This window comes from Geodermatophilus arenarius, assembly GCF_042654585.1.
Classification (GTDB): domain Bacteria; phylum Actinomycetota; class Actinomycetes; order Mycobacteriales; family Geodermatophilaceae; genus Geodermatophilus; species Geodermatophilus arenarius.
This window is the reverse complement of the sequence record NZ_JBHSGR010000009.1, coordinates 141,709-157,429: the sequence shown is the minus strand read 5'-3', so window position 1 is coordinate 157,429 and position 15,721 is coordinate 141,709. Positions and strand designations below refer to the sequence as shown.

Below are 15,721 nucleotides of genomic sequence, written 5' to 3'. Positions count from 1 at the left end.
GGAGGCCGGCATGACCCCGATCAGCTCGGCGAGCGCGGCGTTCACCGGGCACGACCCGGAGAACCGGCTCTACGGGCCGGTGCCGGACGTCACCGGGCAGGCCGGCTACGACCCGGACCACCCGGCGCGGGTGGGCTTCTTCACCGACACCTCGGTGTGCATCGGCTGCAAGGCGTGCGAGGTGGCGTGCAAGGAGTGGAACACGCTGCCGATGGACGACTCGCACGGCGTGCGCGACGTCATCGGGCTGTCCGGGATGTCCTACGACAACACCGGTCAGCTGGGCGCCAACTCCTGGCGGCACGTGGCGTTCATCGAGCAGTCCCGCACCGTCGACCTCCCGATGCCGACCTTCGGCCGCCCGGGGGACGACCGGCGGGACTCCGGGCCCTCGCCGGTGGCGGGGCGCCCGGACGAGAGCCTGGCGCACGTCCAGCAGTCGAGCGTGCTCAACGCCGAGGCGCTGAGCGAGTTCGACCCGCAGACCGGGCAGAGCGGCACCGACAAGCAGATCCGGTGGCTGATGAGCTCCGACGTCTGCAAGCACTGCACGCACGCCGGCTGCCTGGACGTCTGCCCGACCGGGGCGCTGTTCCGGACCGAGTTCGGCACCGTCGTCGTCCAGGGCGACATCTGCAACGGCTGCGGCTACTGCGTCATCGGCTGCCCGTACGGCGTCATCCAGACCCGCAAGGGCGACGGCCGGGCCTTCAAGTGCACGATGTGCTACGACCGGCTCACCGACGGGCTGCAGCCGGCGTGCGCCACCGCGTGCCCGACCCAGTCGATCCAGTTCGGCAACCTCGACGAGTTGCAGGCCCGCGCCGACGCCCGCCTCGCCACGCTGAAGGCGCAGGGCGTGGAGACCGCGCGGCTCTACGGCCGGGACGAGGACGACGGCGTCGGCGGCGCGGGCGCGTTCTTCCTGCTGCTCGACGAGCCGGAGGTCTACGGCCTGCCGCCGGACCCGGTGGTCACCACCCGTGACCTGCCGGCGATGTGGCGCGCGGCGGCGGCCGGCGCGGCGATGATCGCCGGCGTCGTCATCTCGTCGTTCGTCGGGCGGAGGCCCCGGTGACGGAGGGGCTCACGACACCGGGTGCGGGCTGGCGGCGGGCCGACGGGCCGGCGGCGGAGGCCCGGGGCAAGCGGCGGCGCAGAGGCGGGCGGCGCGGCGGTGGTGGCGAGGTCGCCATGGTGGACGACGCCACGTTCACCTCGTACTACGGCCGCCCGATCATCAAGCCGCCGGTGTGGAAGTCGCCGGACGTGCCGCTGTACCTGTTCCTCGGCGGCATGGCGGGGTCGTCGTCGATCCTGGCGGCGGTCGCCGACGTCACCAGCCGGCCGGTGCTGACCCGGGTCGGCCGGTACACCGCCGGCGGCGGTGCGATCGCGTCGGTGGTCTTCCTCATCCACGACCTGGGCCGGCCCGAGAGGTTCCTGCACATGCTGCGGGTGTTCAAGCCGACCTCGCCGCTGTCGGTCGGCTCCTACATCCTCGCGCCGTTCGGCGCGGCGGCCGGGGCGACGGCGGCGGTCGAGCTGCTGGGCTGGTTCCCGCGGCTCAAGCGCTTCGGTGGCGTGGTGTCGGCGCTGTTCGGCGGGCCGCTGGCCACCTACACCGGGGTGCTGCTGGCCAACACCGCGGTGCCGTCCTGGCACGCGGCGCACCGGCAGCTGCCGTTCGTCTTCGGCGGCTCGGCGATGGCGGCCGGCGGCGGGATGACCATGGTGTTCACGCCGGTGGCCGAGGCCGGTCCGTCGCGGCGGACCGCGGTGGCCGGCGCGGCGATCGAGCTGGCCGTGATGCACCGGGTGGAGACCGACCACGGGATCGTCAGCGAGCCGTACCACGAGGGCCGGCCCGGGACGCTGCTGCGCGCGGCGAGGGCGTGCACGGCGGCGGGCGCGGCGCTGACCGTCGTCGCCGGGCGCCGTCGGGCCGGTGCGGTGGTGTCCGGGCTGCTGCTGGCGGCCGGCTCGCTGCTCACCCGCTTCGGCGTCTTCGAGGCGGGGATGGCCAGCGCGCGCGACCCCAAGTACACCGTCGTCCCGCAGCGCGAGCGGCTGGCCGCCCGGCAGAACGGCCACGCGCCGACCGTCAGCCGCTGACCGCCGCCGCGGGGCTACCCGCGGAGGTGCTCGGCGTAGGTGCGCGGCGGGCGGCCGAGCAGCGCGGTGAGCACACGGGGGCTGCCGGTGAACCCGTGCGCGCGGTACTCGGCGAACATCGTCGTCAGGCAGCGGCGGGCGTAGGAGCCGTCGTCCTCGGGCGGGGCGGCGTCGACGGCGGTGACCTCCCGGCCGAGGTGCTCGCCCACCAGCCCGGCGACGTCGGGCGCGGTGAGCTCCTCGGGGCCGGCCGCCTCGAAGGTGCCGCTGTCCAGACCGTCCCCGGTGAGCAGCACGACGGCGGCCTTGGCGACGTCGCGCAGGTCGACGAAGGACTGCGCCTGCTCCAGGCCCCACGGGCTGCGCAGCTCGCCGGTCCCCGCCGCGGCGGCCACCTGCGCGTCGAGGTTGTCGGCGTAGGCGCACGGCTGCAGCACCCGCCAGCGGGCGCTGGTCCCGGCGACGGCGCCGTCGAGCGCCTCCTCGACGCGGTCCTTGGCGGCGTGGTGCGGCATGGACCGGACCTGCGGCCGGAGCACCGAGTGGTAGACGAGCCGCGCCGCCCCGGCTCGCGCGGCGGCGCGCAGCACGGCGGGCGCGCCGTCGGCCTCGCGCGGGTCGAAGTTGGGCCAGACCAGGTACAGGGCGTCGGCGCCGGCCAGTGCCGGTGCCGGGTCCCCGGCCAGGTCGGCGGCGACGACCTCCGCGCCCAGCGCCTCGAGCTCCGGCCGCGGCCGCGGGGTGGCGACGACGGCGCGCACCCGCTCGCCGCGCGCCCGCAGCGCCCGGACGACCGCGGTGCCGGTGGGTCCGCCCGCGGCGGTCACGACGATCACCGGGCCGACACTAGAGCGGCAGGTCAGGCGGGCGTGGCCGGGTCCGGGGGGACGGCACCGGGCACGTCGTTGGGTCCGGCGACGGCGGGCCGGGGCCGGTCCTGCGGGTGGAGGCGGACGGCGACCAGCGCGACGTCGTCGTCCGGGTGGCCGTCGACCATGTGCTCGACCAGCAGGTCGCACAGCTCCTGCAGCGGCCGGCCGCCGAGCTCCGCCAGGGCGGCGGTGAGCCGGGCGGTGCCGGCGTCGAGGTCGGCGTCGCGCCGCTCGACCAGGCCGTCGGTGTAGAGCAGCACGGTCGTGCCGCGGTCGAGCTCGACGACGGACTCGTTGCGCGGCCGCTCCGGGTCCACGCCGAGCAGCACGTCGGCCCGCTCGGGCGCCAGCACGCGCACCGCGCCGTCGGCCGTGAGCACGATGGGCGGGGTGTGCCCGGCGTTGGACCAGCGCATCCGGGTGGTGCCGCGTCCGACCTCCCCGGGCGTCTGCTCGAGGCGGGCGACGGCGGCGGTGGCGAGGGTGCCGAACCGCAGCAGCTCCATGGCGCGGTCCAGGTCGCGCAGCACCGCGGCCGGCCCGGCGCCGGTGGCGACGGCGATGCCGCGGACCAGGCTGCGCAGCTGGCCCATCGTCGCGGCCGCGGCGGCGTCGTGGCCGGCGACGTCGCCGATGACCAGCGTGGTGGCGCCGTCGGCCTGCAGGAACGCGTCGTACCAGTCGCCGCCGACGGCGGCCGCCTCGGCGGCGGGGAAGTACCGGACGACGATCTCGGCGTGGTCCGGCTCGGGCGGCGCGGTGAGCATCGAGCGCTGCAGCTGCAGGGCCAGGTGCCGCTGGGCGCCGTAGAGGCGGGCGTTGTCGAGGGCCATCCCGAGACGCTCGGCGACGTCGCGGAGGGTGGCGACCTCGTCCGCGGTCGGGACGCGGCCGTCGGTGTAGAGCAGCGAGAGCAGGCCCAGGGTGTGGCCGCGGCCCCGCAGGGGCAGGGCCACCGCCGCGCTGGGCGCCAGCCGGGACAGCAGCCTGCGCGGCTCGCCTTCCAGAGTGGTGGCGAGGGCCTCCTCGCCGGACAGCAGGAGCGGCTCGCCGCTGCTGAGCGTCCGGCTCACCGCGGGGATGCCGGGCAGCGCGGCCGCGCGGGACCGGGCGTAGTCCTGCAGCAGCTCCCGCGACGCCTCGTCGGCGTGCCAGGAGCTGACGCCCCGGGTGTGGCCGTGCTCGTCGAGGACGCTGACGATGCACGCGTCGGCGAGCGCGGGGACGACCATGCGGGGCACCTGGCCGGTGGCGACCTCGGCGTCCATCGACCCGGCGAGCTCGGTGCTGATGCGCGCCACGGTGAGCGTCCGCTCCGCGGCGCGGCGGAGCTCCTCCTGGGCGCGGACCCGGTCGGTGACCTCGATGAAGTAGACCGACAGGCCCTCCGCGGTCGGCCAGGCGCGCAGCTCGTACCAGCCGTCGAGCGGGGCGGGGTAGTAGGCGTCGAAGGACACCGGCTGACGGGTCTCCACCGCGCGCCGGTAGCTCTCCTCGAACACCGAGCTCACGGCGGCGGGGAAGGCCGCCCAGATGTCCTCACCGAGCAGGTCCTCGCGACGGCGGCCCAGCAGCCGCTCGGCCTCGGCGTTGACGTGGGTGAAGCGCCAGTGGGGGTCGAGCGAGTAGAAGCCGGCCGGCATGGCCTCGAGGACCTGGGCGACGCCGAGGGACTCGCCGCGCTGGTCGGTGACGTCGTAGGCGGCACCGAGCAACCGGGTGGCTCCCCCGTCGACGCCGCTCAGGGCGCGGCCCTGGGCGGAGATCCAGCGGGTGACGCCGCCGGGCAGGGTGATGCGGTACAGCGCGCTGAAGTCGCCGCACTCGTCGACGGCGGCCTGCAGCGCGGCCATGACCTCGTCGCGGTCGTCCGGGTGCAGGCGGGCGGTGAAGCCCTCGATGCTGCGGTCGAAGCCCGCGCCGTCGTACCCGAACAGCGCCACGAGGCGCTCGTCCCAGTCGAGGACGCCGGTGCGGAGGTCCCAGTCGAAGGTGCCGATGCCGGCGGCCTGCATCGCCAGTTCACCACGCAGGGCCGAGGCGATCTCGTCGATGTGCCGCTGCTCCGGGGCGCTGCCGATCCGCCCGGTCCTGCCTCGGTCCCCCACTGCCACCTTCCCGGTCGTGTACCCGCTGCACGGGCGATCCCGTCCCGGTGGTTGGAGACGCGGTCCGCATCATGTGTACCCGGCCCATCCTGTTGTGGGCAACGCGTCCGGTGCAGATCACGGGGGGCGCGTCAGGCGTGCGTCGCGACCGAGTGCATTGCCACGTGCTCCGCGGGTAGTGATCCCGCATGGCCACGGGGGCTGTCCGTCGGCTGGGGGAGACGTGCCGTGGTGGGTGTGGGCGCTGGTGGTGTGGGCCGTCCTCGCGGTGACCGTCGCGGTGGTGGTCGGTCAGGTGATCCGCTCGGCCGACCGGCGGGAGTCCCGGGGGGACCGGTCGGTCCGCGACGACGACGACGACCAGGCCCCGCCGAGGGGACGCCGGGCCTCGTGACCGCCCGCCCGGTCAGCCCAGCAGGCCGGCCTCGGCCTTCGCGGTCAGGGCGGTGCGGACGGCGGCGTCGACGGTGGCCGAGAACCCCGGGTCGGCCCCGTCGCGGGCGAGGACGGCGTCGAGCATCTCCGGGTAGACGTCCTCGGTCACGGTGAGCACGAGCGTGCCGCCGGCCTCGAGGAAGCGGACGGCGCGGTCGCCGGGCGGCACGTCCTCGAACGCCGCCGCCGCGCCGACGTCGTCGGTGATCACCACGCCGTCGAAGCCGAGGAACCCGCGCAGCAGCGTCGTGACCACCTGCCGCGAGAAGGTGGCCGGCGCGCCGGGGTCCAGCCGGGGGTAGGTGGCCGAGGAGAGCATCACGAACGGGTCGGCGTCGGAGCGCGCGAGCTCGCCGAACGCGGCCACCTGCTCGCTGTTCGCGGTGGTCACGTCGTCGGTGACGCCGGCGGCCTCGTCGGTGTTGGCGTCCACCAGCCCGAGGCCGGGGAAGTGCTTGAGCGTGGCGGTGACGCCGTGCGCAGCCAGGCCGTCGACCACGGCGCGCACGTCGGGGACGACGTCGGCCGTGGTGTTGCCGTACTGGCGGCCGAAGGCGCCGATCGGGTCGTTCGCGGCCTCGGTGCCGGCCGGGACGACGTCGGCCACCGGCGCGAGGTCCAGGTTGATCCCGGCCGCCGCGAGCTGGGCGCCGAGCGTGCCCGCGAGGGCGGCGAGCTGCTCGGGCGGGAGCTGCCCCTGCTCGGCCGCGGGCGGCAGCCGGTCGAAGCCGGGGCCCTGGAGCGACTGCACCTGCCCGCCCTCCTGGTCGACGGCGACCCAGGGCCGCGGCCCGGGCGCGGAGTCCGTCCAGCGCCCGGTGACGGCGGCGATGTCGGTCGCCGCGGCCTGCGAGCGGCCGGCGAGGAAGACGCCGCCCACGCCGCCGGCGACCAGGGCGTCGCCGGGGGAGAGGTCCTCCAGCCGCACGCCGACGACGAACAGCTGCGCCACCTGCGCCCGGCGGTCCATGCCGGCCAGCGCCGTGTCCACCTGCTGCGCGACCGGGTCGGCCGGCGGCGTCGTCGGGTCGGTCGTCCCCGTCGGCGCGGTGCTGCTGGACGGGCTGCTCGACTCCGCCGTGGTCCCCGGGGAGCCCGAGCAGGCGGCGAGGACCAGGCAGAGGAGCGCGAGCAGGACGGCCGGGCGGGTCCGGACGGGCGGGCGCATCGGGCTCCTCGGACGGGGACGGCGGGCGACCTCCCCAGTGTGCCGACCCGGGACGGCGGCCCCGCGCGGCACCATGGGCGGGTGCGGACGGCGTGGGTGCGGGCAGGCGTGCTGCTCGCCGTGCTCGTCGCCGGCACCGTCGTCGCGCTGACCGTCGAGCTGCCCGACGTCGGCGCGGTGCGCCGCTGGGTCGGGGGCGCCGGCGTGGCGGGGCTCGTCCTGCTGGCTCTCGCGAAGGGGGCCCTGCTGGTCGGCCCGGTGCCCCGGTCGGCGCTGTGCGTGCTGCTCGGCGTCGTCCTCGGGTTCCGGACCGGCGCGGCCGTGGCCTATGCCGGTGGCCTGCTCGGCGCGCTGGCCGCGTTCGCCCTGTCCCGGTCCCTCGGGCGCGACACCGCCGTGCGACTGGCCGGGCCGCGGGTGGCCGCCGTCGACCGCGCGGTGGCCGGCCGGGGCTTCCTCGCCGTCCTCGTCGCGCGGGTGCTGCCGGTGGCGCCGTTCGCCGTGGTGAGCCACGCGGCGGGGCTGTCCGCCGTGCGGTTCCGGGCCTACGCGGCGGGCAGCGCGCTGGCCCTCGTGCCCACCACCGCGCTGCAGGTGGGAGTGGGTGCCTCGGTGCCGGGGCTGTCGGCGTGGGCGGCGCGGGCCGGGTCGCCCCTCGTGGTGGCCGTCGCGGGCCTGCTGGCCGTCCTGGGCGTCCTGTGGCTGTGCCGGCGGCGGGCCGGGACCGGTCCGGTGGAGGCCGGCTGAGACGGGTCCCGTTCACCCGATCGGGCGGCTACCCTGCTCGGGCCGAGACGCGCCGGTTCCGTGACGTCTCCGGCACCGGTGCGGGGGAGGCCTGGTGGCGCGAGAGGACCTCGAGCGGGGTGCGGAGCCGGGGTGGCCGGAGGCGACGACGCCGGTGTGGTCGCCCGGCCCGCCGCCGGTGCCGCGCGCGCCGGTGACCGATGTCTGGCCGCCTGTGGGCGTGCCGGTCCCCTCGTCGTGGGACGGCCGCGGCCTACCCCCGCCGTCAGGACCGGTGCCGGTGGTGCAGCCGCCGGTCGACCTGACCAAGCGCGGGGCCCCGGCAGGATGGGGCCCCCCGCCGCCCGCGCCCACGTCGCGTGGTGGCCGGGGCCGCGGGGTGCTGATCGGCGTCCTGGCCGCCTCGCTGGTGGTCGGGGGAGGGGTGGCGGCCTGGTCCGGCCTGGCCGGGGACGACGCGCCGTCTCCGCCGGTGGCGGCGTCGGAGCCGGTGGACACCGCTGACGGGGTGGACAAGGGCATCGAGGACGGCGGCGCGGCGCCCTCGAGCGCTCCGGCTCCGGCGCCGGCGACACCGACGGCGTCGCCGGAGGAGCAGGCGCTGGCGGAGCTGGAGTCGCTGCGCGAGGAGTCGCGGGCGTCCCTGGCGCTCGACGGCCGGTGGGTGGCGCAGGTGGCGTCGAAGAACGTCGGCATCACCGACCCGCTGCAGACCACCGCGACCGGCAGCCACCAGTTCTTCGCCGTCGACATCCTCGCCGAGAGCCGGTCGCTCCTCTCGCTGGCCGACGCCTCGCAGGTGCACGTGCTGACCAGCTTCGACTTCGGCCGGCGGTCCGCCGCGGCCAACGGCGACCCGTTCTGGATCACGATCGTCGACGCCGGCTTCGGCAGCGGCGACGACGTCCGCGCCTGGTGCGCCGGCGCGTTCCCGCAGCTCCGCGGCGACGCGCTGGCCAACGCCTGTGTCGCCCGGACACTCGAGCCGCCGCACGACTGAACTGGTCACGAGCGGGCGCGGCCGTCACCGGGGCTCTGGCGCACGAGTGAGGAGGTCAGGCCCTCGCCGGCGGTGCGACGTCGTCCGGGTCGGCGTCCCTGCGGCCCTCGGCGTCGACCATCTCCGGTCGGGGACGGGTGCCCCGTAGCCGTCGCTCCAGCGGTGCCTCGACGATCCGGTAGAGCGCGATGGAGCCGACGAGGGCGAGCAGGAAGCACCCGATCGTCGCGAGCAGCGCGAGCTCCGGAGCCTCACGGACGAACAGGATCTGTGGGGCGACGGCGCGGAGAGCGATCTGGTGCACGAGGTAGAAGGCGAACGACCACTCGCCGAGGCGTCTGCCCCACCTCCCTCCGACGCCAGGTCGGCCTCCCTCCAGGTCCCGTGCGGCGGCGGCGGCAACCAGGAGCGCGTAGGGGCCTGCGACGACGAGGTATGCGTAGGGGATGACCGCCACAGCGAGGTAGGACAGAGCGGCGAGTAGAGCGGCGGTGCCGAACCGGACTGGCGGCCGCCATCCCGTGCGCAGCGCCGCGGCAGCGACCATGCCCAGCAGGAACTCGGTGAGACGCTGGACCGGGACGATTCCGAGGTACTCGGGGACCTCACCGGTGGCCGCGAGCCAGACCAGGGCGGGGGTGGCGGTGAGGACGAGCAGGACCAATGCTGCGAGCAGGCGGCGCGTCGGGGTGCGCGGCAGGAGGACGACGAGCACCGGGAACAGCAGATAGAAGAATGCCTCGCACGAGATGGTCCAACCGACCGCGTTCCCGCCGAAGAACACGGCCCGGTCCGGGATCCACGCCTGCACCGCGGCCAGGGACGGCAGTGACTCGACCACCGCTGCGATCCGCCGGTCGTCCTGCTCCGTCGCCGCGACAGCGGCACCCACGATGCACGCTGCCCAGTACGCGGGTGCCACCCGGGCGAACCGGCGACGGTAGAAGGCCGGTGCGCTGTCCCCGGGGCGATGCGACCAGGTCAGCACGAACCCGCTGAGTACGAAGAAGAAGGCCACACCGGTGAAGCCGGACGCCATGACGTACCGGGCGAGCCAGTCGGCCGGTCCGTCCTCGAAGAACACCTGCCGCGCGTGGAAGGCGAAGACGGCGAACGCAGCGACTGCCCGCAGTCCGGTCAGGCGGTGCAGGCGGACGTCCGGTGCCGGCACGGCGCCGACGGGGGTGCCAGGTCCGGTCACGACCGGTCGACCGGAGACGGCCGGTCGGCCGCCCAGGCGCTGGCGACCATGTCCGTCAAATCGTGCTGGGCGCGCCAGCCGAGCTCGTGCGCGATCCTCTCGACGCTGCCCACGATGCGCGCCGGGTCGCCCGGCCGGCGCTCGACGACGTCGTGCTCGAGCGGCCGGCCGGTGACGGTGCGGACGACGTCGAGGACCTCGAGCACGCTGCTGCCCTGACCGCGGCCGACGTTGTACGTGGCGGTCCGCAGGTCCTCCTCGAGGACCTCAGCTGCGCGGACGTGGGCATCGGCGAGGTCGCGGACGTCGACGTAGTCTCGCACGCAGGTGCCGTCGGGAGTCGGGTAGTCCCCGCCGAAGACCCGCGGCCGTTCGCCTCTCTGCAGCGCCCTGAAGACCAGCGGTACCAGGTTGTAGGCGCCGGTGTCGCGCAGCTCGGCCGCGGCCGCTCCGACGACGTTGAAGTAGCGCAGGTTCACCACGCCCAAGCCGTACGCGGCCGCGGCGGCATTCAGCACCCGCTCGCCGTAGAGCTTGGACTCGCCGTAGGGGCTCTCCGGCACGGTCTGGGCGTCCTCGCCGACGATGTCGAGATCCGGGGTTCCGTACACCGAACAGCTGGACGAGAAGACGACGCGTGTTCCGCCCGTCGCCCGCAGCGCGTCGAGGAGGCTGACGACCCCGCCTGCGTTCTCCCGGGCGTAGAGCAGGGGATCGGCGACGGACTCGGTGGGCGACTTCTTCCCGGCCAGGTGTACGACGCCGACCGGACGGACCCGCTCCAGCAGCGAGGTGAGCGCCGCGGTGTCGAGGACACTGATCGGCTCCAGGTCCACCTCCGGCGGCACCCGTCCGGTGGTGCCGGTGGAGAGGTCGTCGACGACGACGGCGTCCCGTCCCGATCGGAGCAACGCCCGAACGACGTGCGAACCGATGTAGCCGGCCCCGCCCGTGACCAGCCAGCGCCCCCGTGGCATGCGTTGCAGGCTAGCCCGTCCCTCTCGGTCGGGGCGGACGTCAGCGAACGATGTTGCCCGTGACCTGCTGACTTCTGACAATGGGGTGGATCGGTCGACCGGCGGGTCGTCCACGCTGACGGGGAGCGTGCAATGACGCGTGTCGTCGTGACCGGAGGTGCCGGTTTCCTGGGGTCCCACCTGTGCGAGCGGCTGCTCGACGACGGGTGCGAGGTGCTGGCCCTCGACAACCTGGTCACCGGGAATCCGGAGAACGTCGATCACCTGCTCACCCGGGATGGCTTCCGGCTGGTCAAGTACGACGTCACCAACTTCGTGCACGTGGTCGGCCCGGTCGACGCCGTCCTGCACTTCGCCAGCCCTGCCTCGCCCATCGACTACCTGCGGCTGCCGATCGAGACGCTGAAGGTGGGCAGCGCCGGCACGCTCCACGCGCTGGGCCTCGCCCGGGCGAAGAGCGCCCGCTTCCTCCTCGCATCGACCAGCGAGACGTACGGCGATCCCCAGGTACACCCGCAGCCGGAGAGCTACTGGGGGCACGTCAACCCGGTGGGACCCCGTGGCGTGTACGACGAGGCCAAGCGGTATGCCGAGGCGCTGACGACGGCCTACCGCACCTACCACGGCGTGGACACCGCGATCGTCCGGATCTTCAACACCTTCGGTCCGCGGATGCGGCCGAACGACGGTCGCGCCATCCCCACCTTCATCCGTCAGGCGCTGGCTGAGGAACCTCTGACCGTGGCCGGCGACGGCAGCCAGACGCGCTCCGTCTGCTACGTCGACGACCTGGTCGAGGGCATCGTCCGGCTGCTCCGGTCGGACCACCCCGGCCCGATGAACATCGGCAACCCGGGGGAGATGTCGGTCCTGGACCTGGCGAAGTTGGTCGTGGAGGTGACCGGCTCGACGTCCGCCGTCGAGTTCATCGAGCGTCCACAGGACGACCCGACGGTCCGGCAGCCCGACATCACCCTGGCGCGGGAGGTGCTCGGCTGGGAGCCGGCGGTACCGGTGGAGGAGGGGCTGGCGCGCACGGTCGACTGGTTCAGGACCCGGGGAGGATCCTGACCCGGTCGTCACGGGCCAGGGGACTCCACGACCCGCTGCTCCTCCTGCGTGCTCGTCGCCCACGTCCAAGCGACGGCGCTGAGGCACGACACGACGACCTCGATCGCCGACGCTGCGCCTTGACCGGTGACGGTCAGGGCCGCAGCGAGCACGGTCGACAGGGCTGGGACCAGTGCATGTCGAGCGAGGAGCAGGGCCGGTAGCAGCAGGAGCAATCCCATCGCCAGCCGTGCGGGCAGGTCGGTCCCGGTCAACCGCTCCGCCCACGTGAAGCCGTCCATGCCGTGGAGGACCGCCAGCAGGACGGCTGCCAGCGCCAGGGCGTCCGCGGCACGCGAGCGGGAGGCCGAGCGGTGGGCCCAGCCGAGGACCGACGCCGCCAGCGCGCCCGTCGCGACGCTGCCCGTCCAGTACTGCGGCAGCCCCAGCTGGTCCTCCGCGGTCGACCGGTCCACGAGGAGGTCGGCCGTGACGGCGCCGAGCACCAGCAGCGTCGCACCGAGGGCCGTGAGGCCGAGCCGCTGCCGTCGGGCGCCCCGGGCCAGCTGCGCCAAGGCCTCTGCCGGCAGGGCCCGGAGCAGCACGAGCGCGCCGGCGAGCAGGAGCAGCGACCCCAGCAGCTCCGTTCCCTCCTCCAGGAGGGTCAGCCAGGTGGGGCGGGCGGCGTCGAAGTCGAGTGAGAACTCGAGCTCCTCCTGCAGGAGGATCGTGGACAGGCACAGCGTCCCGGACCAGTTCAGCCACGTGGCGGGTCGGACTGCGCGGCCGCTCAGGTGACGGATGCCGCAGGCGACGAGCGCCAGCAGCGGCAAAGCGGGGACGACCCAGGGTCCGGCTCCTTCGAAGGCCCGGTTCGCCCCTGCGGTGTCGGCGATGAGCATCCGCTCGTGGACGCTGGCCACCTCGTCCACCGACAGTCCGAGGAGCAGCAGGCCGCCGGCAGCCGGCACGGCGACCCGTGGGACCCGCTGCTGCCCCCAGCAGCGCGTCACCGCCAGCAGGACGAAGCCCGTTCCAGCCGCGGCGAGCACGACCGACGACCACCAGGCGCCGACGGTCGCCTCCTGGACGAGCGAGAACAGCACCAGCGGCTTGACCAGCGGCTGGTCGGCCTTGAGCTCCTCGTGTACGCCCGTGAGCAGCAGCAGGACGACGTCGGCCAGCGCGACGGCCGTCAGCGTCCGCCGCACGAGGACGCCGGTGAGCAGCCCGTTCCTGACGTCGGTCACCGCGCGTGCCCGTCCTCCCCGGGCGCGCGCTGCGCACGCGCGGTCACTACGACCGGATAGGCCGGATCGTGCGGCAGGAGGCGGTCGGTGCCGACCTCCTCCACGGCCAGGCCCTGCAGGAAGGCCGTCGCGGCAAAGGCGTTGCCGTGCCCCTCGACGGCCACGAGCTCGTCACCGAAGACGTCGCCCAGGAGGCGGCGCGCCGCGGCCGGGGTCAGCGCCCAGTACCACTGTCCGCCCCACTCCCCACGATCGATCTGGCTGATGCCCGGGACGGTGAGCAGCAGGACGCCGCCCGGACGCAGGGCGGCGTGCAGCCGATCGACGGCTGTCCGCAGGTCGTAGACGAGGTGCAGCGTCTGCGTCAGGACGATGCAGTCGAAGACGGACTCGGGGAGGACGCCGGCCGCGCTGAGGTCGCCCACGATCGTCGCGACCGGGTTGCCTGCGTGCACGTGCAGGACGTCCTGCACCTCGACGCGGTCGCCGCCGAAGCGGCGGGAGTACGCGTCGTCGCCCACCTCGAGCACGCGCCCGGCGACGTCCTCCCTCGACTGCTCGAGGAACCGCTCGACGTAGAACCGGTCGACGGGCGTCCCGCGGTCCCAGCCGAAGTCGAGACTGACCGGGTCGGGGCGGTCCAGGTCGCCCAGGCGGACGGGCCCGCGGGGCCGCAGGCGCAGGGCCGGGACGTGCCGGGCGATCGTGTCGTGCACGGTGACGGGCAGTCGTGGAGCGGCACGGCGGACTGCGGTGCGGACCACCGCGCGGCCGACGGTGCGTGGGGACAACCGCGCCGCGGCCAGGGCTGCGGCCGGCCGGGACAGGTCGCGGCGGGACAGGACCTCCTGCGCGTAGTAGGTCCGCCAGGTACGCCGTCCCTCCTCCCACGCCCGCAGCAGGTGCGCCGGCTCCTCGGGACCGGGCCGGTGGCGGGCGTGGACCTCGAGGACCGTGGCGAGCATCGTCGCCCCGTGGATGGACATGTTGCCGCCGTGCCACCGGTACAGGGCCGTCTCGACGGGGTGTGAGGCGACCTCGTGGTCGACGGCGAGCCTGAGGTAGACGTCGTAGTCCTCGCACCGCGTCAACCGCTCGTCGAAGCCGCCGGCGGCGACGAGGACCTCGCGCCGGTAGAGCGCGGTGGCGTGCATGGCGACGGCGTTGCCGCGCAGGAACGTGGCCCGGGGGTCGGGGCCGGCCGGGCTGTAGCGCCGCTCGCCCAGGGGCGCTACAGCGGCGTCCACCCGCCGGTGCGCTCCGTACACGAACGCGGCGCCGGGGTGCCGCTCCGCGGAGTGCAGGCCGGCGGCGACGGCCACGGGGGTCAGCAGGTCGTCCGCGTCGAGGAAGAGCACGTGGGACGACGTCGCCGCGTGCAGGCCGGTGTTGCGGGCGGCTGACAAGCCGCGGTTCTCCTGCCGGATGAACGTCGTCCCCGGCCACTGCGCCACGACGGATCCCGGGTCGTCGGTGGATCCGTCGTCGACCACGACCACCTCGTCGGCCCGTCGGGTCTGCGCGGCGATGCTCTCGAGGGCCGCACCGAGGAGGTGTGCGTGCTGGTACGTCGTGACGACGACGGTCACGGTGGGGCGGTCGCGCTCCGGGACGGTCATGCGCCGGGCCTCCGGGCTCCTGGCACGAGCCGGCGGAGGAACGTGGCCCACAGGTAGTACGCCACGCCCGACGCCGAACCCAGCACTTCCTGCACCCAGGTCGGGCTGGCCTTCGCCGGGCGGAGCAGCCGCACCGCCAGCCCGCGCAGGTACCAGACGGGCAGGTGCAGGAAGGCGCGGCGGAGGTTCCCGACCTCCCGGGTGCGCTCGTACTGCACGAGGAGTGCGGCGACGTGCCCGCGCATGTAGTGGAAGACCTGGCTGCGGAACGCGGGCATCTCGCGGCGGTGGTGGTGGAAGACGACAGCGGAGGGCTCGTAACGGCACGTCCAGCCGGCGGCGACGATCCGGTACCAGTACTCCGAGTCCCCCGAACACCCCGCGGCACCGACGTCGAGGCGTTCGTCGAACAGGCCGACGGCGTCGACGACCGACCGGCGGAAGGCCATGTTGGCGCCAGCGCCGACGTCCCAGGCCGGCATGCCGTACGCCCGCGTCCGACGGTGGAACTCCGGCCCGAAGTCGACCCGGGAGAACCCCTTCCCGAAGCCCCACCGGGTCTCGAACTCCCACTGCGCCTCGCTGTCCAGGACGGCGGGCAGGACCAGTCCGGTCACCCCGAGGACGTCGTCCCGGTCGAAGGCGGCGACGAGGTGCTCGAGCCAGCGGGGGTGCAACTCCGTGTCGTCGTCGGTGTAGGCGACGACCTCCGAACCGGCCGCGAGGAGCCCGGTGTTCCGCGCGACGTCGAGTCCCGGTCGGTCCTCGCGCACGTACCGGACGCCGGCCCGCTCGGCGACCTCGCGGGTGGCCGTCCCCCGGGACGCGTTGTCGACGACGATGACCTCGTCGGGCGGACGGGTCTGACGCGGGAGGCTGGTGAGGCACCGCTCGAGGTCCCCGGGCCGGTCCCGCGTGCAGATGACGACGGTGCAGGTGGCCGGGGTGGCGCCGGCCACGGCGGACGGTTCGGGGCGGGGGGAGGCCAGCGCCCGCTGCAGCGCCGCGTCACCGTCCTCGTCCGGACCGACGAGGACCTGGCCGATAGGGCGGTCCCCGGCCCACAGCACGACCAGCGCGCGGGTGCCGGACGGCAATCCGGTCGTGGGCCGTGGAGTCGCGTCGACGTCGACGTGCACGACGCGGGCGTAAGGCGGCCCCTGAGCCTCGGTCATCGTC

Annotated in this window: 14 protein-coding genes; 6 read left to right on the top strand and 8 right to left on the bottom strand. The window is 74.8% G+C overall.

The genetic code is table 11. From position 1 onward, the window contains the following. Nucleotides 1–10: 10 nt before the first annotated feature. Together ACFO3M_RS10585 and nrfD are read left to right on the top strand one after the other, a co-directional pair. Nucleotides 11–1,078, top strand: a complete 1,068-nt coding sequence (locus tag ACFO3M_RS10585; protein ID WP_387988548.1) for a 4Fe-4S dicluster domain-containing protein — start codon at nucleotides 11–13, stop codon at nucleotides 1,076–1,078. Beyond that, nucleotides 1,075–2,115, top strand: coding sequence for an NrfD/PsrC family molybdoenzyme membrane anchor subunit (gene nrfD, locus ACFO3M_RS10580; protein WP_387988547.1), 1,041 nt, complete (start codon nucleotides 1,075–1,077; stop codon nucleotides 2,113–2,115). The genes ACFO3M_RS10585 and nrfD overlap by 4 nt, the downstream gene beginning before the upstream one ends. A gap of 14 nt (nucleotides 2,116–2,129) precedes the next feature. Here nrfD and ACFO3M_RS10575 read toward each other — a convergent pair whose 3' ends face one another. Then, entirely contained in the window at nucleotides 2,130–2,951 is an 822-nt protein-coding gene (locus ACFO3M_RS10575; RefSeq protein ID WP_387988546.1) for an SDR family oxidoreductase, read from the bottom strand. Nucleotides 2,952–2,974: 23 nt separating this feature from the next. Next, nucleotides 2,975–5,101 (bottom strand): SpoIIE family protein phosphatase, encoded by a 2,127-nt coding sequence (locus tag ACFO3M_RS10570; protein ID WP_387988545.1) that lies wholly within the window; start codon nucleotides 5,099–5,101, stop codon nucleotides 2,975–2,977. A gap of 217 nt (nucleotides 5,102–5,318) precedes the next feature. On the opposite strand from ACFO3M_RS10570, the gene ACFO3M_RS10565 reads away from it, so the two are divergent. Then, nucleotides 5,319–5,489, top strand: coding sequence for a hypothetical protein (locus ACFO3M_RS10565; RefSeq protein WP_387988544.1), 171 nt, complete (start codon nucleotides 5,319–5,321; stop codon nucleotides 5,487–5,489). A gap of 12 nt (nucleotides 5,490–5,501) precedes the next feature. On the opposite strand, the gene ACFO3M_RS10560 is transcribed toward ACFO3M_RS10565, so the two are convergent. After that, nucleotides 5,502–6,698 (bottom strand): glycoside hydrolase family 3 N-terminal domain-containing protein, encoded by a 1,197-nt coding sequence (locus ACFO3M_RS10560; RefSeq protein ID WP_387988543.1) that lies wholly within the window; start codon nucleotides 6,696–6,698, stop codon nucleotides 5,502–5,504. Between the two features lie 81 nt (nucleotides 6,699–6,779). Between ACFO3M_RS10560 and ACFO3M_RS10555 the strand changes: the two genes are divergently transcribed. Both ACFO3M_RS10555 and ACFO3M_RS10550 read left to right on the top strand, forming a co-directional pair. Then, nucleotides 6,780–7,445 carry a TVP38/TMEM64 family protein gene (locus tag ACFO3M_RS10555; protein WP_387988542.1) on the top strand — a complete coding sequence of 222 codons (666 nt, stop codon included), beginning with the start codon at nucleotides 6,780–6,782 and terminating at the stop codon, nucleotides 7,443–7,445. A 280-nt stretch (nucleotides 7,446–7,725) separates the two neighbouring features. Further along, nucleotides 7,726–8,445 (top strand): flagellar basal body-associated FliL family protein, encoded by a 720-nt coding sequence (locus ACFO3M_RS10550; protein WP_387988541.1) that lies wholly within the window; start codon nucleotides 7,726–7,728, stop codon nucleotides 8,443–8,445. A 55-nt stretch (nucleotides 8,446–8,500) separates the two neighbouring features. On the opposite strand, the gene ACFO3M_RS10545 is transcribed toward ACFO3M_RS10550, so the two are convergent. Together ACFO3M_RS10545 and galE are read right to left on the bottom strand one after the other, a co-directional pair. Further along, a complete protein-coding gene (locus ACFO3M_RS10545) occupies nucleotides 8,501–9,616 on the bottom strand; it encodes an acyltransferase family protein (protein WP_387988540.1) in 1,116 nt (371 codons plus the stop codon). Nucleotides 9,617–9,642: 26 nt separating this feature from the next. Continuing rightward, nucleotides 9,643–10,623 (bottom strand): UDP-glucose 4-epimerase GalE, encoded by a 981-nt coding sequence (galE, locus tag ACFO3M_RS10540; protein ID WP_387988539.1) that lies wholly within the window; start codon nucleotides 10,621–10,623, stop codon nucleotides 9,643–9,645. Nucleotides 10,624–10,755: 132 nt separating this feature from the next. On the opposite strand from galE, the gene ACFO3M_RS10535 reads away from it, so the two are divergent. After that, the gene (locus ACFO3M_RS10535) at nucleotides 10,756–11,694 is read left to right on the top strand and encodes a UDP-glucuronic acid decarboxylase family protein (protein WP_387988538.1); all 939 of its coding nucleotides are present in this window, start codon (nucleotides 10,756–10,758) and stop codon (nucleotides 11,692–11,694) included. Between the two features lie 8 nt (nucleotides 11,695–11,702). On the opposite strand, the gene ACFO3M_RS10530 is transcribed toward ACFO3M_RS10535, so the two are convergent. The 3 genes from ACFO3M_RS10530 to ACFO3M_RS10520 are packed head-to-tail and all read right to left on the bottom strand — an operon-like array spanning nucleotide 11,703 to nucleotide 15,717. Then, nucleotides 11,703–12,923: a hypothetical protein gene (locus ACFO3M_RS10530; RefSeq protein ID WP_387988537.1), complete on the bottom strand. Its 1,221-nt coding sequence runs from the start codon at nucleotides 12,921–12,923 to the stop codon at nucleotides 11,703–11,705. Further along, nucleotides 12,920–14,542: a glycosyltransferase gene (locus ACFO3M_RS10525; protein WP_387988536.1), complete on the bottom strand. Its 1,623-nt coding sequence runs from the start codon at nucleotides 14,540–14,542 to the stop codon at nucleotides 12,920–12,922. Before ACFO3M_RS10525 ends, ACFO3M_RS10530 begins: the two co-directional genes overlap by 4 nt. Then, a complete protein-coding gene (locus ACFO3M_RS10520) occupies nucleotides 14,539–15,717 on the bottom strand; it encodes a glycosyltransferase family 2 protein (RefSeq protein ID WP_387988535.1) in 1,179 nt (392 codons plus the stop codon). Before ACFO3M_RS10520 ends, ACFO3M_RS10525 begins: the two co-directional genes overlap by 4 nt. Nucleotides 15,718–15,721 lie beyond the last annotated feature (4 nt).

Coding starts and splice junctions, on each gene's coding strand:
- ACFO3M_RS10525 (WP_387988536.1), bottom strand. CDS start 14,542: ATGACCGTCCCGGAGCGCGACCGCCCCACCGTGACCGTCGTCGTCACG.
- galE (WP_387988539.1), bottom strand. CDS start 10,623: ATGCCACGGGGGCGCTGGCTGGTCACGGGCGGGGCCGGCTACATCGGT.
- ACFO3M_RS10585 (WP_387988548.1), top strand. CDS start 11: ATGACCCCGATCAGCTCGGCGAGCGCGGCGTTCACCGGGCACGACCCG.
- ACFO3M_RS10535 (WP_387988538.1), top strand. CDS start 10,756: ATGACGCGTGTCGTCGTGACCGGAGGTGCCGGTTTCCTGGGGTCCCAC.
- ACFO3M_RS10520 (WP_387988535.1), bottom strand. CDS start 15,717: ATGACCGAGGCTCAGGGGCCGCCTTACGCCCGCGTCGTGCACGTCGAC.
- ACFO3M_RS10560 (WP_387988543.1), bottom strand. CDS start 6,698: ATGCGCCCGCCCGTCCGGACCCGCCCGGCCGTCCTGCTCGCGCTCCTC.